The following is a 16355-nucleotide window of genomic DNA, read 5'->3' as shown; positions in this document are numbered from 1 at the left end:
CGCTCCGGTACCTGCCGTTGAGCAGCCTGACCACCACCAACGTGCCGCGTGCGCCCCGGTCCGGGGTGCCGCGGGTCGCGGGGTGCGCAACCTTTCGGTCGGGTTCGGTGTCGTATCGGCGTGGGGGACAACACATGGCCGTGGGGCCGCTTTTGGCCCGCCTTCTTGCTGGCGCCGCTGACCGGAGTGGGTTGCGGGGTTCTTGCCTGCTGGCTCATCCTGCGTGCGCGCGCCTCCTGCGACACCGCGCAGGCACCGGGGGACGGATTCGGGCTCCTCTTCCTCGAACTCCCGCTCCTCCTGCTCGTCAGCGCGCTCGCCTCTCCGATCGCCGCCGGGGTTCTGTGGCGCCTCGTGCGGCCCGGCTCCTGGAGGGCGGCCGTCTTCACCGTGGTGCCGATCGCCCTGGAGGTCGCCCTGCTCGTCGGATGGGCGGCGTTCGCCGTTATCGGCACGCCGGACGGATACCCCCGGTACCCCGGAGACCCCGTCCTCTGCCCGGCGGGCAACATCCCGCCGTGGTGGCCCTCGTGGATACCCGCCTGACCACATCGGCCCCCGTCGGCCGCCGCGCTCCTGCCAGACTGTCGCCGTGATCGTCAGACTTGCTGAGGAACGGGACTTCTCCGGGTTTCTTGCGCTTGCCGCCGGGGTCGAGCGGTGGTTCGGGCCCATGGTCGGGGAGGCCGGGTTCCACGATGCCGTGCGGGGGGCCGTCCGGCGGGGGCGCGCGCTCGTCGCCGATGCCGGCGGCGGCGTTGCCGGGGGGTTGCTGTTCGGGGGTCAGGCGCCGGTTTTCCGGGTGGACTGGCTCGTGGTCTCCGAGGACGTGCGGGGGCAGGGCGTCGGGCAGGCGCTGATGGGGGAGGCGGAGCGGCGGTTCGTACGGGGGCGGGGGCCCGGGTGCGTGGAGGTGGTGACCTTCGGGGCCGACCACCCCGGCGCCGTCGACAGCGGGGCCCGAATCTTCTACGAGCGGCTGGGGTTCCGGTCCGCCGGGCCCGCCCCCGACGGGCCCGAGGGCGGTTCCCGGGAGCTGTTCCGGCGGCCGGTGGGGGAGTGAGGGGGCGGGTTCGTACTCAGGCGGGGTGAGTACTTGTGCTCTGGTTCCCCGCCCGGTGCGGCGGGAGCGTGGGGGCATGCGTCGTGTGCTGCGGATTCTTCTCCTTCAGGTGCTCTCCTTCGTCCTCCTGGCCGGCGCCGTCGCCGGGGCCTGGGCCGCGTGGCTGGGGTGGGACCAGGAGCGCGACGAGTTCGGCGACATCGAGGCCGACCCGTACGAGGCGTGGCAGGTCGGCGGGTTGGTGCTGTCGGTGCTCGTCGCCGTGGTCGTCGTCGCGTACGTGCGGCACTTCGTGCCCGCCGTGCTCGGGTCCACCACCGGGCTGACCTTCGCCTCGTTCTACGACTGGTCGGAGGACGCCAGCGGGCTCTTCGCCGTCGGGGTCGCGCTGATCCTGATGGGGACCTTCGTCGGCTCCGCCCTCGTCGCCGTCGCGGTCGGGGCGCTGCGCGGGGAGCCGGGGGAGCCCGGGGCGGGGCGGCAGGTCTTCACCGCCGTCCGCTGACGGCGCAAGCGGAACCGGGGAAACCGGGTGCGGCGTCCTCTGGCGGGGCGGCCGGGTGTTCGCGAGAATGCGGCGTCCGTTGCCGCCCGGCGAGCCGTACGAAGCCGACGCGAACGTCACGGAGTCCCCCATGACGCATTCCGCACCACCGCAGCAACACCCGGCGCCACCTCCCCAGTCGCAGTACCTGAAGGAGATCAACTCCAGACTCCGCCCCGGCACCGCCGTCCCCGCGCTGCTGCCGCCCGCCGTCCGCGCCGACGCCCGCGGCGTCCGCGAGGCGGAAGTACCCCCCGCCGCCCCGCATCCCCAGCAGGGCTCCCTCGCGGACATCCCCTTCGACAACGCCGCCCACGCCCCCGAAGAACCCGCGCTCGCCCGCCCGCGCGCGGACGGGACCTGGGCCGACGTCACCGCCGCCGAGTTCGCCGAGCACGTCCTCGCGGTCGCCAAGGGCCTCATCGTCTACGGGCTGCGCCCCGGCGACCGGATCGCGATCATGTCGCGTACGACGTACGAGTGGACCCTGCTGGACTTCGCCGCCTGGGCCGCAGGACTGATCACCGTCCCCGTCTACCCCACGTCTTCCGCCATCCAGGCCCGCCACATCCTGCACGACTCCGGCTCCCTCGCCTGCGCCGTGGAGAGCGTCGACCAGGCCCGGCTGATCAGCGGCCGGCGCCAGGACCTGCCGCACCTCGCCCACCTCTGGCAGCTCGACACCGGCATCCTCGGCCAGCTCGCCGCCGCCGGCCGCGACGTCCCCGACACCCTCGTCCGCCAGCGTCGCGCCGGCCTCGGCCCCGGCAGCGTCGCCACCGTCATCTACACCTCCGGCACCACAGGCCTGCCCAAGGGCTGCGTCCTCACCCACGGCAACTTCCTCGCCGAGGTCGACAACGCCATCGAGCTGCTCTACCCCCTCTTCACCGCCGTCAGCGAGGACCCCGCCGCCACCCTCCTCTTCCTCCCCCTCTCCCACGTCCTCGGCCGCATGACCGCCATCGGCTGCCTCCGCGCCCGCGTCAAGCTCGGCCACGCGCCCAGCATCAAGACCGACGACCTGCTGCGCGACCTCGCCGGCTTCCGCCCGACGTTCGTCGTCGGCATCCCGTACGTCCTCGAAAAGGTCTACAACACCGGCCGCGCCACCGCCGAAGGCATCGGCCGCGCCGCCTCCTTCGACCGCGCCGCGAAGGTCGCCGTCCGCTACGCCGAGGCCGTCGAGGCCGAACTGCACGGCGAGGGCCCGGGGCCCGGGGCGCGCCTCAAGGCCCTGCGCAAGCTCTACGACGTGCTCGTCTACCGCCGCATCCGCGCCGCGCTCGGCGGCCGCGTCAGATACGCGATCTGCGGCGGCTCCCCGCTGGGCCGCCGCCTCGCCGCCTTCTACGCGGGCGCCGACGTCACGGTCTTCGAGGGGTACGGGCTCACCGAGACCACCGCCGCCGCCACCGTCACCCCGCCGCTCAAGCCCCGCTTCGGCACCGTCGGCTGGCCGCTGCCGGGCACCGGGATACGCATCGCGCACGACGGCGAGGTGCTGGTCCGCGGTGGGATCCTGTTCTCCGGCTACTGGGACGCCGCGGCCGGCGTCACCCGGCTCGACACCGACGACGGCTGGTTCGCCACCGGCGACATCGGCGAGCTGGACGCCGACGGCTACCTGACGATCACCGGCCGCAAGAAGGACCTCATCGTCACCGCCTCCGGCAAGAACCTCGCCCCCGCGCCGCTGGAGGACCGGCTGCGGGCCCACCCGCTGGTCAGCCAGTGCCTCGTCGTCGGCGACGACCGCCCGTACGTCGCGGCGCTGCTCACCCTCGACCCCGAGGGGCTCCAGCACTGGCGGATGATGCGCAAGCGCGAGTACGTCCCGGCCGCCGACCTCGTACGGGACCCGGTGCTCCGCGCCGACCTCCAGCGGGCCGTCGACGAGGCGAACGAGCTGGTCTCGCGCGCGGAGTCGATCCGCCGGTTTGCCGTGCTGCCCGCGGACTTCACCGAGGAGGGCGGGCACGTGACGCCGTCGCTGAAGCTGCGGCGGACGGCGATCGTACGGGACTTCGGGCAGGTCATCGACGACCTGTACGCGGCCGAGAGCTGACCCCGGGTCCGGCCGGGGCCGGCCCGGGTGCGGCGGGCGGGGCGGGAGTCGGGGGCCGGGGCCGGGGGCGCGGCCGGCCGCGGCCCGCTGCGGCGTTCCCTGTACGGGAGTTCGGGCGCCGCCCCGCGTTCCTCCCCTGCTCCTATCCCCGGTCCGCCGTCGCCAGCAGCCGGTGCAGCGACGCCTTCGCCGGCGGGCCCCACGTCGCCTTGCCGCCCGGCCGGCCCCGCACGCCCGCCTCCCCGACGAGCAGCCCGACCAGCGCGCGCACCACCGCGATGCCGCGGGCGCGGCGCAGCGTCGCCGCGTCGGCCCCCGGCCCGTACGCGGCGTGGAAGCGGTCGGCGGCGGCGTCGTCGGGGAGCAGGGTCCACGTGGCGGCGAGGTCGAGGGCGGGGTCGCCGCAGCACAGGTCGCCGAAGTCGACGACGCCGCACGGGGTGCCGTCCGCGGTGAGGACGTTCGCGGGGTGCAGGTCGCCGTGCTGCCACAGCGCGGGTCCCGTCCACGCCGGTGCCGCGACGGCGTCGTCCCAGACGGCCCGTACCGCGTCCGGGTCCGGGAGCAGCCCCAGCCCGGCGGCCTCGGTGAGCTGCTGCTCGACCCACCCGGCCGCCTCGACCAGCGGCCCGCCGCGGCCCCGCCCGGTCGGCGCGCCCTCGGGGGCGGGCCGGTGCAGCGCGGTCAGGAACGCGGCCAGGGCGTCGGCGGCGGCCGCGCCGCGGGTGACGGGGGCGCGGTCGGCGGGCGTGCCGGGCACCCAGGTCGTGACGATCCAGGGGCGCGGGAAGCGTGCGGAGGGCTCGCCGAACCGCTGCGGTACGGGCACGGGCAGCGGCAGGAGCGGGGCCAGCCCGGGGAGCCAGGCGTGCTCCTTGCGGAGCAGTTCGTCGGAGGACTCCGTCGCCCACGGGAGGCGGACGGCGAGGTCGTCGCCGAGCCGCCACAGCTGGTTGTCCCAGCCGAGGGCGCCGAGGGCGAGGGGGTGGTCGGCGAGGTCGGGGTGCTGGTCGCGCAGCAGTTCGCGGATCAGCTGCTCGGTGATCCCGGGCCGGTCGGTGTCGTCCGCGGCGGCTCCGGCGGCGAGTTCGGCGGCGGCCTCGTCGGCCTGCCCGCTCCCTGCGGCGTCCGCCTGCGCGCCCCCGGCAGCCCTGTCCGCTGTGTCGTGCTCGGGCTCCGTGCCCGTCTCCACGTCGCTCATATGGGCCCACCGTATCCGCCCCCGCCGACACCCGGGCATGAGAAAACCCCCGCCAGGCGGACGGGGGTTCCTCAGGTCAGCGTGGGGCGTGCGTCACGACGGGGAGACGTTCGCCGCCTGCGGACCCTTCGGGCCCTGCTGCACGTCGAAGGTCACCTGCTGGTTCTCTTCGAGCGAGCGGAAGCCTTGGGCGTTGATAGCGGTGTAGTGGACGAAGACATCGGGACCGCCGCCGTCCTGGGCGATGAAGCCGAAGCCCTTTTCAGCGTTGAACCACTTGACGGTTCCGGTAGCCATGAGCCCTCCTTGGGCCAAAGGGTCGCCCTGCCCCAGAGCCTCGAAGAAGCCTGAAAACGACACATGCCTGCGGCGTCACAATCTCCGCAGGCACGGTACTGCAAGGAAACCAAACTGCAACTTGCGGTTGAGCCTAGCACGCGCGGGCCCGCCCCGGTAGAGAGAAGATCACCCTCCGGTGAGCCCCCGTACCCGCGTGCGGTCGGGGCTGGGGCTAGCCTCGGAGCCGTGACAGCACCACCTCCTGACGCAGGAGCTCGGCGCCGGCCACGAGTCGGCCACATCCAGTTCCTGAACTGCGTCCCCCTCTACTGGGGCCTCGCCCGTACGGGCAGCCTGCTCGACCTGGAGCTTTCGAAGGACACCCCGGAACGGCTCAGCGAGCAGCTCGTCGACGGGGAGCTGGACATCGCCCCCGTCACCCTCGTGGAATACCTGCGACACGCCGACGACCTGGTCGCCCTCTCCGACATCGCCGTCGGCTGCGACGGGCCCGTGATGTCCTGCGTGATCGTCTCGCAGCGGCCGCTGGCGGATCTGGACCGGGAGCGCGTGGCGCTCGGTTCCACCTCCCGCACCTCCGTGCGCCTGGCCGAGCTTCTGATCGACGAGCAGTACGGCATCGCGCCCGACTACTACTCCTGCCCGCCCGACCTCTCACTGATGATGCGCGAGGCGCAGGCAGGAGTGCTCATCGGGGACGCCGCCCTGCGCGCCTCGCTGCACGACGCCCCGCGGCTCGGGCTGCACGTCCACGACCTCGGGCAGATGTGGAAGGAGTGGACCGGGCTGCCGTTCGTCTTCGCCGTGTGGGCGGTACGCCGCGACTTCCTCGCGCGCGAACCCGGGCTGGTGGCGAACGTGCACCGGGCGTTCCTCGACTCCCGCGACCTGTCGCTCGCGGAGGTCGACAAGGTCGCGGAGCAGGCGGCGCGGTGGGAGTCGTTCGACCCGCCGCTGCTCGAACGGTACTTCCGCACGCTGGACTTCAGGCTGGGCCCGGCGCAGCTGGAGGGCATCGACGAGTTCGCCCGCAGGGCGGGCTTCCCGGACGAGGCACGGGTACGGCTGCTGCCGGCGGCGGGGGCCGCCTAGGGCCTGTCGTTCGGGTCCCGCCGCGAGCCCGGCGAAGATCCAAACGACAGGGCCTAAGCTGGGTCGGCCACAGGACGGGTGTACGAGGGACCGTGGAGAGGCGGGTCCGGGGGGATTCCATGCAGCCAGTACAGAGCGGTGATCCGGAGGCCGTAGGACCGTACCGGGTGCTCGGCAGGCTCGGCTCCGGCGGCATGGGCCGGGTCTTCCTGGGCCGCAGCCCGGGCGGCGCCACCGTGGCCGTCAAGGTCGTCCACCCGCACTTCGCGCACGACGACGAGTTCCGCACCCGGTTCCGCCGCGAGGTCGAGGCCGCGCGCCGCGTCGGCGGCGCGTGGACCGCGCCCGTGCTCGACGCCGGTCCCGACGACGACGTGCCGTGGGTCGCCACCGGGTACGTCGCCGGGCCCAGCCTCAGCGACGCCGTCGCCGAGCACGGGCCGCTGCCCGAGGAGACCCTGCGCCCCATGGGCGCGGGGCTCGCGGAGGCGCTGGCGGCGGTGCACGGACTCGGGCTCGTCCACCGCGACGTCAAGCCCTCCAACGTCCTGCTGACCCTCGACGGCCCCCGGCTCATCGACTTCGGCATCGCCCGCGCCACCGACGGCACCGCCTCGCTGACCGCCTCCGGCGCCTCGGTCGGCTCGCCCGGCTACATGTCGCCCGAGCAGATCCTCGGCCGGCCCGTCACCGGCGCCGGCGACGTCTTCAGCCTGGGCGCCGTGCTGGTCTTCGCGGCCACCGGGCGGTCGCCGTTCCCGGGCGACAGCGCGCCCACGCTGCTGTACCTGGTGGTGCACGAGGAGCCGCAACTGCACGGCCTGACGGGCGAGCTGCGGGACCTGGCCCTCGCGTGCCTGTCGAAGGACCCGGCGGCGCGGCCGGAGCCGGCGGAGCTGGTGCGCGGGCTGACGGAGGGCGGCGAGGCGGCGCACCTCGTACGGCCCGGGTGGCTGCCGCCGCCGGTGACGGAGCAGATCAGCCGGCGCGCGGTGGAGCTGCTGGCGATGGAGGCGCAGCCGGCGGCGGCGCCGGAGCGGCGGACCGACGGGCCGCCCTCGGGGCCGGTGCCGCTGCAGTCGGCGGAGTACGGGCCGGGGACGTTCGGGCCGCCGCCGGTGCTCGACGGTACGGCGGCGGGGTCGGGGGCTCCGGGTACTCCGGGCACGGGGATGCCCGCGCCGGACGGCGCGACGCCGCCGGGCGGGGCGGGATCCGGGGCCGGGGCCGCCGGAGGCGCCGGCTTCGGCGCCGTCGCGGCGACCGCGCCCGAGCGGCGTGCGGAAGTCGGCCTGCGCTCGCGCCGGTTCAGCTGCACCCTGGTGCTCTCCGTCGCCGGCGCGCTGGCGGCGCTGATGATCGGCCTGTTCTTCATACCCGGACTGCTGGACGGTGGCGCGGAGAACTCGCAGGCCGGGGACACCCCCACCCGAGGCGCTGTCGACAGCGGCGGCAACGGCAACGAGGAGAACAACGGTGGCACCGGCGGCTCCGACTCGGGGACCGAGAGCCCTTCCGAGGAGCCGACGGGGGCGGCGGCGGACGGCGTACCGGAGAAGTTCGCCGGCGGCTGGAAGGGCGAGATCGTCCAGGAGAACGGGGTGCCGAACGGCAGCGTCAGCGTGGAGATCAAGGAGGGTGGGAAGGGCGAGTACGTTGCGTACTTCGACTACTCCGTCTACGACGTCGCGCACTGCTACAGCCGCGCCAAGCTCACCGCCGCCACCGACACGACCCTCACCCTCCACGAGGAGGACGACCCGGCCAGGGAGAACACCGAGGGCCTCTGCGCTCCCGGCGAGTCGACGGTGACCCTCACCCACAAGGGCGGCGAGACGGTCGAGTACCGCTCCGACGCGGACGCCTCGGGCAACCCGCGTTCGACCCTGTCGAAGGACCCGGGCTGACGGAGAGGCCCGGCCGGAGCCGGCGACCCGCTCCGCGTAGGCTGGGGTTCGCTCGTACGCACCACTCGCGGAAGGGGCCGGTCACCGTGACCACCGATCTGCAGGCAGTCCTGGACCGCGCCGCCGCGGGGGGCCGCGTCACCCCCGGCGAGGCCCTCGACCTGTACCGCTCCGCCCCGCTGCACGCGCTGGGCGCCGCCGCCGACGCCGTACGCCGTACGCGCTACGCGGGGACCGAGCACATCGCGACGTACATCATCGAGCGGAACATCAACTACACCAACGTCTGCGTCACGGCCTGCAAGTTCTGCGCGTTCTACGCCCCGCCCACCGCCAAGGACAAGGGCTGGATCCGCGGGCTCGACGACATCCTGCGCCGCTGCGAGGAGACCGTGCAGCTCGGCGGCACGCAGATCATGTTCCAGGGCGGGCACCACCCCGACTTCGGCGTGGAGTACTACGAAGAGCACTTCTCCGCGATCAAGAAGGCGTACCCGCAGCTCGTCATCCACTCCCTCGGCGCCTCCGAGGTCGAGCACATGGCGCGCATCTCCGGCACCACCGCGGAGGACGCCATCCGCCGCATCCACGCCGCCGGCCTGGACTCCTTCGCCGGCGCCGGCGCCGAGCTGCTGCCGGCCCGGCCGCGGCAGGCCATCGCACCGCTGAAGGAGAGCGGCGAGCGCTGGCTGGAGATCATGGAGACGGCGCACGGGCTGGGCGTGGAGTCGACGTCCACGATGCTGATGGGCACCGGCGAGACGAACGCCGAGCGGATCGAGCACCTGCGGATGATCCGGGACGTACAGGACCGCAGCGGCGGGTTCCGGGCGTTCATCCCGTACACGTACCAGCCGGAGAACAACAAGCTGAAGGGCCGCACCCAGGCGACCACGCTGGAGTACCTGCGGATGATCGCCATCGCGCGGATCTTCCTCGACAACGTCGCGCACATCCAGGGCTCCTGGCTGACCACCGGCAAGGACGCCGGCCAGCTGACGCTGCACTACGGCGCGGACGACCTCGGCTCGGTGATGCTGGAGGAGAACGTGGTGTCCTCCGCCGGGGCGCGGCACCGCTCGAACCTGCGCGAGATCATCGAGATGATCCGCGGTGCCGACAGGGTGCCCGCGCAGCGGGCGACAACATATGAGCATCTCGTGGTGCACGACGACCCGGCGCACGACCCCGTGGACGACCGCGTCGTCTCGCACCTGTCGTCCACCGCCATCGACGGCGGTACGGCGCACCCGGAACTGACGCTGGTGGAGGCCGACCGGTGACCCGCGCGACCCTGGAGAAGCAGCCCCACGAGGTGGCGGCGATGTTCGACGACGTCGCCGCGAACTACGACCTCACCAACGACGTCCTCTCCCTCGGCCAGGCGCGGTTGTGGCGCAGGGCGGTCGCCCGCGCGGTCGACGCCCGGCCGGGGCAGCGGGTGCTGGACCTGGCGGCGGGTACGGGCACGTCGTCGCTGCCGTTCACGGCGGCGGGCGCGTACGTGGTGCCGTGCGACTTCTCGCTGGGGATGCTGCGCGAGGGCAAGCGGCGCCACCCGCGGCTGCCGCTGACGGCGGGGGACGCGACGCGGCTGCCGTTCGCGGACGGGGTGTTCGACGCGGTGACGATCTCCTTCGGGCTGCGCAACGTCCAGGAGACGGCCGCGGCGCTGCGCGAGATGCGGCGGGTGACGCGGCCCGGCGGCCGGCTGGTGATCTGCGAGTTCTCCCACCCGACGTGGGCGCCGTTCCGGACGGTCTACACGGAGTACCTGATGCGCGCGCTGCCGCCGATCGCGGAGCGGGTGAGCAGCAGCCCGGACGCCTACGTCTACCTCGCGGAGTCCATCCGCGCCTGGCCCGACCAGCCCGGCCTGGCGGCCCGGCTCGCCGACGCCGGCTGGACCCGCCCCGCCTGGCGCAACCTCAGCGGCGGCATCGTCGCCCTCCACCGCGCCTACGCCCCGAGCTGACGCCCCGCCCCGGGGCGGGCGCAGCGGTGTCGGTGGCGGCACTTAGACTGCGGGGAACGACCCGCGTTACCTGGGAGCCGCCGTGACCGACGCCTCTGAGTCCACCCGCACCGCCGATGTGATCGTCGTCGGGGCCGGGCCGGGCGGCTCGACGACCGCGTACTACCTCGCGAAGGCGGGGCTCGACGTCCTGCTGCTGGAGAAGACGGCGTTCCCCCGCGAGAAGGTCTGCGGCGACGGGCTCACCCCGCGGGCGACGAAGCAGCTCATCGCCATGGGCATCGACGTCTCCGAAGAGGCCGGCTGGCTGCGGAACAAGGGCCTGCGCATCATCGCCGGGGGCAACAGGCTGCAGCTCGACTGGCCGGAGCTGGCCGCCTACCCCGACTACGGGCTGGTGCGCAAGCGCGACGACTTCGACCAGCAGCTCGCCCAGCAGGCCCAGAAGGCGGGCGCCCGGCTGTACGAGCGGTGCAACGTCGGCCAGCCCGTCATCGACGAGCGCACGGGCCGGATCACGGGCGTGCACGCGAAGCTCGGCGAGGAGAAGACGCCCGTCACCTTCCACGCCCCGCTGGTCATCGCCGCCGACGGCAACTCCTCGCGGCTCTCGCTCGCCATGGGCCTCCACCGCAACGAGAAGCGCCCGATGGGCGTGGCCGTGCGGACGTACTTCACCTCCCCGCGGCACGAGGACGACTACCTGGAGTCCTGGCTGGAGCTGTGGGACAAGCGCGGCCCTGAGGACCGGCTGCTGCCCGGCTACGGCTGGGTGTTCGGCATGGGCGACGGCACGTCCAACGTCGGCCTCGGCATCCTCAACTCCTCCTCCGCCTTCAAGGAGCTGGACTGGCGGGACGTGCTCAAGGCCTGGTGCGCCTCGATGCCGGAGGAGTGGGGCTACACCCCGGACAACATGACGGGCCCCATCCGCGGCGCCGCCCTGCCCATGGCCTTCAACCGCCAGCCGCACTACGACCGCGGCCTGCTCCTCGTCGGCGACGCCGGCGGCATGGTCAACCCGTTCAACGGCGAGGGCATCGCGTACGCGATGGAGTCCGGCCAGATCGTCGCGGACGTCGTCGTCCAGGCCCACGGCCGCGCGACGTACGCGCAGCGCGAGCTGGCCCTGAAGCGCTACCCGAAGGTCCTCAAGGACACCTACGGCGGCTACTACCAGCTGGGTCGCGCCTTCGTCCGCCTCATCGGCAACCCGAAGGTCATGCGGCTGGCCACGGAACGCGGCCTGACCCACCCGGTCCTGATGCGCTTCACCCTGAAGCTGCTGGCGAACCTCACGGACCCCCAGGGCGGCGACGCCATGGACCGCATCATCAACGGCCTGACGAAGGTCGCCCCCCGCGCGTGACCGTCGGGCCGGTCGCGGCCGGTCACCCGCGGGCCCGCGGGTGCGGCCGTTCTTGAGAAACCGCGCACAAGGCGCCGCGCACCTCTCCGCGAGAGGGGCCCCGGGACGGGCGACCACGGCGGGCTCGCCCGCAAGCTGTGAGGCCCTCCGGGGCGCGCCCGCGCCCGGGCTTGAGAATTCGTGCACACACGGCTGAGCGCGCACGGCAGAGCCCCCGCCGGGGAAGCCGGCGGGGGCTCTCGCGTCGTGCGGACGGTACGGGGTCAGAGGACCCGGGCGGCCGACGTGGGCATGTAGTACGACATCTCCTGGATGACGACGCCCTTCGACGGGTTGGCCGCGTCCAGATACTTGCCGTCGCCGATGTAGACGGCCACGTGGTACGCCGAGCCGGTGCCGCCCCAGAAGACCAGGTCGCCGGGCTGGACGTCGGAGACCGCCACCGGGGTGCCGACCGTGGACTGCTCCGCGGCCGTGCGGGGGAGTTCCACGCCCACGGTGCGGAAGGCGGCCTGGGTCAGGCCCGAGCAGTCGTACGACGACGGGCCCGTGGCGCCGAGCACGTACGCCTTGCCGACCTGGGCGTTGAGGAAGTCCAGCACCGTGCCGACGCTGCCCGACGCGGCCGGGGCCGCCGCGGGGGTCTCGGCGGCCGGGGCGGAGTCGGCGTCGGGGGCGGAGGAGGCCGAGGCCGCGGCCAGCTCCTCGCGCTCCGCGGCGCGGGCCGCTGCGCGCTCCTGGGCGCGCTCCTCGGCGGCGGCGCGGGCCTCCGCCTCCTTCTTGGCCTTCGCGGCCGCCTTGTGGGCGTCCTGGGCGGCCTCCTGCGCCTGCGTGCGCAGTTCGAGGCGCATGGCCGCGGTCTGGGTGGCGTCGGCGCTCTGCTCGACGCCGGTGGCGAGCGCCGTGTTCACGCCGACGGCGGGAAGCTCGGCGGTCACGGCGGGGAGTTCGGCGGTCGACTCGGTGGCCGTCGACCCGGCCGTCTTGCTGCTGTCTGCGAGGGCGGGAGCGGACGCCGCCGTCGCGACCATGGTGCCGAGGGCGCCACCGGCGACTCCGGTGCGGACGACCCACGCGGGGGTCTGCCGGCGCCGGGGCTTCCGGTGGCTGGGTATGTGCGGTTTACGGGACATGAACACCAGCGCTATCAGGGGGAAGGTCCGTCTTTCAACAGTCGTGGGATGCGCCACACTTGGCGGCCCTGTCCGCGAAATGGGGCATTTGGGCGGTCTGTTCCTCCGTCGCCGCCCGGCCCCCGGCTTCCCGTCCGCCGTTACCCGGCCGATACGCACGGCATTTGGGCCGCCCGCCGAACGTTGCCGGACGGTTATCACTTCTCCCGCCGCAAACCAAGCAAGGGCCCTTGTTGCGGAACCCGTGCTGTGGCCCAAATCACTCCGGTCCGTTTCCCCGCCCCGCCCTCCCCGCGGAGGCGCTTGAGAGGGCGTACGCACGTGCGCGTGGCCCGCAATAACAATTGAGCGTGCGGGCGCTCGAATTTGCCTCCCGCCGTCCCGCGGCGAAAAGGCCCGCCCGCGGAGCCCTGTTCGCGAGCGCGCCGCTGACCTGCGGCTGCCCGCCGGCGGCGGCGATCCGGTGATCGTTCCTTCGCACCGCGTGAGCCCTCCGGCAGGCATTCGATCGTCCGATCGATCGCCGGGTGGTTAAGATCACAAAGCCGTAGGGGACCCCCGTGTCACAGATCACAGAGCAGTGGGCATAAGATGCCCATCAGTAGGGCTTGTGAACTGCCTCACATGTGCGCGATCTTGGTGGGGCAGGAACGCGAGTCCGGTGTGGACTGGCAGGCAGTCATCGTCGACTGGAGAGGAGCGGGGCAGCGGTGAACGTATACACGCCGATCCTCGTGCTCGGAGCCATTGCGGCGGCCTTCGCGGTGTTCTCCGTGGTCGCGGCGGCGCTCGTGGGTCCGAAGCGCTACAACCGGGCCAAGCTCGAGGCGTACGAGTGCGGCATCGAGCCGACTCCGATGCCGCCCGGCGGGGGTCGCTTCCCGGTCAAGTACTACCTGACGGCGATGTTGTTCATCATCTTCGACATCGAGATCGTCTTCCTCTACCCGTGGGCCGTCTCGTTCGACGCCCTCGGGATCTTCGGGCTCGTGGAGATGCTGCTCTTCGTGCTCACCGTCTTCGTCGCGTACGCCTACGTGTGGCGCCGCGGCGGACTGGAATGGGACTAGGGGGCACCACGAATGGGACTTGAGGAAAAGCTCCCGAGCGGGTTCATCCTGAGCACGGTCGAGGAGGCCGCCGGACTGGCGCGCAAGTCGTCGGTCTTCCCGGCGACGTTCGGCCTCGCCTGCTGCGCGTTCGAGATGATGACCGCCGGCGCCGGCCGCTACGACCTGGCGCGCTTCGGCATGGAGGTCTTCCGCGGCTCGCCCCGCCAGGCCGACCTGATGATCGTCGCGGGCCGGGTGAGCCAGAAGATGGCGCCGGTGCTGCGACAGGTCTACGACCAGATGCCGAACCCCAAGTGGGTCATCTCCATGGGCGTCTGCGCCTCGTCCGGCGGCATGTTCAACAACTACGCGATCGTGCAGGGCGTCGACCACGTCGTGCCGGTCGACATCTACCTGCCCGGCTGCCCGCCGCGCCCCGAGATGCTCATGGACGCGATCCTCAAGCTGCACGAGAAGATCCGCCACGAGAAGCTCGGCGTGAACCGCGAGGAGGCCGCCCGGGAGGCCGAGGAGGCCGCGATGAAGGCGCTGCCGACGATCGAGATGAAGGGTCTTCTCCGGTGAGTGGGGAGAACGCGGACGGGGTGAACCCCGACCAGGACGTGAACGCGGAGAACCTGCCGGGCCGGCGCGGCGATCACGGCGAGACCATCCGCGTCCAGCGCGGCATGTTCGGCTCCGAGGACGGCGGCGACACCTCCGGCTACGGCGGCCTGGTGCGCAGCGTCCGGCTGCCCGGCGAGTCCGTGCGCCCCTACGGCGGCTGGTTCGACGAGGTCGCGGACGAGCTGGAGGGCGCTCTGGAGGAGCAGGGGCTCGTCCCGGAGAACGTCATCGAGAAGACCGTCGTCGACCGCGGCGAGCTGACCTTCCACATCGACCGGGCCCACCTGCTGCGCGTGATGCGGACCCTGCGCGACGACCCGGCGCTGCGCTTCGAGCTGTGCACCGGCGTCTCCGGCGTGCACTACCCCGGCGACAAGGGCCGCGAGCTGCACGCCGTGTACCACCTGCGCTCGCTCACCCACACCCGGCTGCTCCGGGTCGAGGTCAGCGCGCCCGACGCCGACCCGCACATCCCGTCCGTCGTGGAGGTCTACCCGACCAACGACTGGCACGAGCGCGAGACGTACGACTTCTTCGGCATCGTCTTCGACGGGCACCCGGCGCTGACCCGGATCTTCATGCCGGACGACTGGCAGGGCCATCCGCAGCGCAAGGACTACCCCCTCGGCGGCATCCCCGTCGAGTACAAGGGCGCCCAGATCCCGGCTCCCGACCAGCGGAGGTCGTACCGATGAGCACCACCCACGCGACCGGGGCGGCCCGGGAGACCACCGAGGGCACCGTCTACACGGTCACCGGCGGCGACTGGGACGAGGTCGTCGAGTCGGTCCACCGGGCCGACGACGAGCGGATCGTCGTCAACATGGGCCCCCAGCACCCCTCCACCCACGGCGTGCTGCGGCTCATCCTGGAGATCGACGGCGAGACCGTGACGGAGTGCCGCTGCGGGATCGGCTACCTGCACACCGGCATCGAGAAGAACCTCGAATACCGCACGTGGACCCAGGGCTCCACCTTCGTGACCCGCATGGACTACCTGACCTCGTTCTTCAACGAGGCCGGGTACTGCATGGCGGTGGAGAAGCTGCTCGGCGTCACCGACGAGGTGCCCGACCGGGCCACCGTCATCCGGGTCATGCTGATGGAGCTGAACCGGATCGCCTCCCACCTGGTGGCCATCGCCACCGGCGGCATGGAGCTGGGCGCCACCACGGTCATGGTCTACGGCTTCCGCGACCGCGAGATGGTCCTCGACCTGTTCGAGCTGATCACCGGCCTGCGCATGAACCACGCGTTCATCCGCCCCGGCGGCCTCGCCCAGGACCTGCCGCCCGGCGCGGTCGACGCCGTCCGCGAGACGATCAAGTCGCTCCGCAAGAACTTCCCGGAGTACGACAAGCTCGCCACCAACAACCCGGCGTTCAAGGCCCGGATGCAGGGCATCGCGCATCTGGACCTGGCCGGCTGCATGTCGCTGGGCGCCACCGGACCGATCCTGCGCGCCACCGGGCTGCCGCACGACCTGCGCAAGACGGACCCGTACTGCGGCTACGAGACGTACGACTTCGACGTCCCCACCGCCGACACCGCCGACGCCTACGGCCGCTTCCTCATCCGGCTGGAGGAGATGCGCCAGTCGCTGCGGATCGTCGAGCAGTGCGTGGACCGGCTGGAGCCCGGCCCGGTGATGGTCGGCGACAAGAAGATCGCCTGGCCCGCGCAGCTCGCGCTGGGGCCCGACGGCCTCGGCAACTCGCTGGACCACATCAAGAACATCATGGGCACTTCCATGGAGGCCCTGATCCACCACTTCAAGCTGGTCACCGAGGGCTTCCGGGTGCCGCCGGGGCAGGCGTACGTGGCGCTGGAGTCGCCCAAGGGCGAACTCGGCGTACACGCCGTCAGCGACGGCGGCACCCGTCCGTTCCGGGTGCACTTCCGCGAGCCGTCGTTCGTGAACCTGCAGGCCATCGCGGCCATGACCGAGGGCGGCCAGGTGGCCGACGTGATCGTGTCGATCGCATCCATCGACCCCGTGCTGGGAGGCGTCGACCGATGACGAC

Annotated in this window: 16 protein-coding genes; 13 read left to right on the top strand and 3 right to left on the bottom strand. The window is 72.7% G+C overall.

The features are described 5' to 3' along the window. The first annotated feature begins 120 nt into the window (after positions 1 to 120). The 4 genes from LG396_RS25475 to LG396_RS25460 all read left to right on the top strand — a co-directional run bounded on the left by LG396_RS25475 (position 121) and on the right by LG396_RS25460 (position 3675). Positions 121 to 546: a hypothetical protein gene (locus LG396_RS25475; protein ID WP_225796542.1), complete on the top strand. Its 426-nt coding sequence runs from the start codon at positions 121 to 123 to the stop codon at positions 544 to 546. Between the two features lie 46 nt (positions 547 to 592). Then, positions 593 to 1063, top strand: a complete 471-nt coding sequence (locus LG396_RS25470) for a GNAT family N-acetyltransferase (protein ID WP_225796541.1) — start codon at positions 593 to 595, stop codon at positions 1061 to 1063. 76 nt (positions 1064 to 1139) lie between these two features. Then, positions 1140 to 1568: a hypothetical protein gene (locus tag LG396_RS25465; protein ID WP_225796540.1), complete on the top strand. Its 429-nt coding sequence runs from the start codon at positions 1140 to 1142 to the stop codon at positions 1566 to 1568. A 130-nt stretch (positions 1569 to 1698) separates the two neighbouring features. Then, the gene (locus LG396_RS25460; protein WP_225796539.1) at positions 1699 to 3675 is read left to right on the top strand and encodes an AMP-dependent synthetase/ligase; all 1977 of its coding nucleotides are present in this window, start codon (positions 1699 to 1701) and stop codon (positions 3673 to 3675) included. A 142-nt stretch (positions 3676 to 3817) separates the two neighbouring features. On the opposite strand, the gene LG396_RS25455 is transcribed toward LG396_RS25460, so the two are convergent. Both LG396_RS25455 and LG396_RS25450 read right to left on the bottom strand, forming a co-directional pair. Next, positions 3818 to 4876: a phosphotransferase gene (locus LG396_RS25455; RefSeq protein WP_225796538.1), complete on the bottom strand. Its 1059-nt coding sequence runs from the start codon at positions 4874 to 4876 to the stop codon at positions 3818 to 3820. 93 nt (positions 4877 to 4969) lie between these two features. Next, on the bottom strand, positions 4970 to 5173 hold the full coding sequence (locus LG396_RS25450; protein ID WP_018840208.1) for a cold-shock protein: 204 nt from the start codon (positions 5171 to 5173) through the stop codon (positions 4970 to 4972). Between the two features lie 228 nt (positions 5174 to 5401). Between LG396_RS25450 and LG396_RS25445 the strand changes: the two genes are divergently transcribed. The 5 genes from LG396_RS25445 to LG396_RS25425 all read left to right on the top strand — a co-directional run bounded on the left by LG396_RS25445 (position 5402) and on the right by LG396_RS25425 (position 11519). Beyond that, positions 5402 to 6268 (top strand): menaquinone biosynthetic enzyme MqnA/MqnD family protein, encoded by an 867-nt coding sequence (locus tag LG396_RS25445; RefSeq protein ID WP_018840207.1) that lies wholly within the window; start codon positions 5402 to 5404, stop codon positions 6266 to 6268. 119 nt (positions 6269 to 6387) lie between these two features. Then, positions 6388 to 8175: a serine/threonine-protein kinase gene (locus tag LG396_RS25440; protein WP_225796537.1), complete on the top strand. Its 1788-nt coding sequence runs from the start codon at positions 6388 to 6390 to the stop codon at positions 8173 to 8175. Positions 8176 to 8261: 86 nt separating this feature from the next. Then, positions 8262 to 9458 (top strand): cyclic dehypoxanthinyl futalosine synthase, encoded by a 1197-nt coding sequence (gene mqnC, locus LG396_RS25435; RefSeq protein ID WP_225796536.1) that lies wholly within the window; start codon positions 8262 to 8264, stop codon positions 9456 to 9458. Next, positions 9455 to 10150 (top strand): demethylmenaquinone methyltransferase, encoded by a 696-nt coding sequence (locus tag LG396_RS25430; RefSeq protein WP_018840722.1) that lies wholly within the window; start codon positions 9455 to 9457, stop codon positions 10148 to 10150. Before mqnC ends, LG396_RS25430 begins: the two co-directional genes overlap by 4 nt. Before the next feature lie 82 nt (positions 10151 to 10232). Continuing rightward, on the top strand, positions 10233 to 11519 hold the full coding sequence (locus LG396_RS25425) for a geranylgeranyl reductase family protein (RefSeq protein WP_018840721.1): 1287 nt from the start codon (positions 10233 to 10235) through the stop codon (positions 11517 to 11519). A 263-nt stretch (positions 11520 to 11782) separates the two neighbouring features. Here the strand turns inward: LG396_RS25425 and LG396_RS25420 are convergent, their stop codons facing one another. Beyond that, positions 11783 to 12550 carry a C40 family peptidase gene (locus tag LG396_RS25420; protein WP_225796602.1) on the bottom strand — a complete coding sequence of 256 codons (768 nt, stop codon included), beginning with the start codon at positions 12548 to 12550 and terminating at the stop codon, positions 11783 to 11785. A gap of 812 nt (positions 12551 to 13362) precedes the next feature. Between LG396_RS25420 and LG396_RS25415 the strand changes: the two genes are divergently transcribed. Genes LG396_RS25415 through LG396_RS25400 form a run of 4 tightly spaced genes read left to right on the top strand, consistent with a single transcriptional unit; the run spans position 13363 to position 16351 of the window. Continuing rightward, on the top strand, positions 13363 to 13722 hold the full coding sequence (locus tag LG396_RS25415) for an NADH-quinone oxidoreductase subunit A (RefSeq protein WP_018840719.1): 360 nt from the start codon (positions 13363 to 13365) through the stop codon (positions 13720 to 13722). Positions 13723 to 13734: 12 nt separating this feature from the next. Continuing rightward, positions 13735 to 14289, top strand: coding sequence for a NuoB/complex I 20 kDa subunit family protein (locus LG396_RS25410; protein WP_018840718.1), 555 nt, complete (start codon positions 13735 to 13737; stop codon positions 14287 to 14289). Positions 14290 to 14309: 20 nt separating this feature from the next. After that, positions 14310 to 15026, top strand: a complete 717-nt coding sequence (locus LG396_RS25405) for an NADH-quinone oxidoreductase subunit C (protein WP_372483565.1) — start codon at positions 14310 to 14312, stop codon at positions 15024 to 15026. Continuing rightward, the gene (locus tag LG396_RS25400; RefSeq protein ID WP_225796534.1) at positions 15023 to 16351 is read left to right on the top strand and encodes an NADH-quinone oxidoreductase subunit D; all 1329 of its coding nucleotides are present in this window, start codon (positions 15023 to 15025) and stop codon (positions 16349 to 16351) included. Before LG396_RS25405 ends, LG396_RS25400 begins: the two co-directional genes overlap by 4 nt. The last annotated feature ends 4 nt before the right edge of the window (positions 16352 to 16355 follow it).

Origin of the sequence: Streptomyces aculeolatus (genome assembly GCF_020400605.1) — a bacterium.
GTDB classification, from domain to species: Bacteria; Actinomycetota; Actinomycetes; order Streptomycetales; family Streptomycetaceae; genus Streptomyces; species Streptomyces aculeolatus.
This window is presented reverse-complemented; position numbering and strand designations above follow the sequence as displayed.

What these genes read in the sequence shown, in the direction of transcription:
- LG396_RS25400 (WP_225796534.1), top strand. Translation starts at nt 15,023, where the DNA reads ATGAGCACCACCCACGCGACCGGGGCGGCCCGGGAGACCACCGAGGGC.
- LG396_RS25450 (WP_018840208.1), bottom strand. Translation starts at nt 5,173, where the DNA reads ATGGCTACCGGAACCGTCAAGTGGTTCAACGCTGAAAAGGGCTTCGGC.
- LG396_RS25465 (WP_225796540.1), top strand. Translation starts at nt 1,140, where the DNA reads ATGCGTCGTGTGCTGCGGATTCTTCTCCTTCAGGTGCTCTCCTTCGTC.
- LG396_RS25410 (WP_018840718.1), top strand. Translation starts at nt 13,735, where the DNA reads ATGGGACTTGAGGAAAAGCTCCCGAGCGGGTTCATCCTGAGCACGGTC.
- LG396_RS25420 (WP_225796602.1), bottom strand. Translation starts at nt 12,550, where the DNA reads ATGGTCGCGACGGCGGCGTCCGCTCCCGCCCTCGCAGACAGCAGCAAG.
- LG396_RS25460 (WP_225796539.1), top strand. Translation starts at nt 1,699, where the DNA reads ATGACGCATTCCGCACCACCGCAGCAACACCCGGCGCCACCTCCCCAG.
- LG396_RS25440 (WP_225796537.1), top strand. Translation starts at nt 6,388, where the DNA reads ATGCAGCCAGTACAGAGCGGTGATCCGGAGGCCGTAGGACCGTACCGG.
- LG396_RS25455 (WP_225796538.1), bottom strand. Translation starts at nt 4,876, where the DNA reads ATGAGCGACGTGGAGACGGGCACGGAGCCCGAGCACGACACAGCGGAC.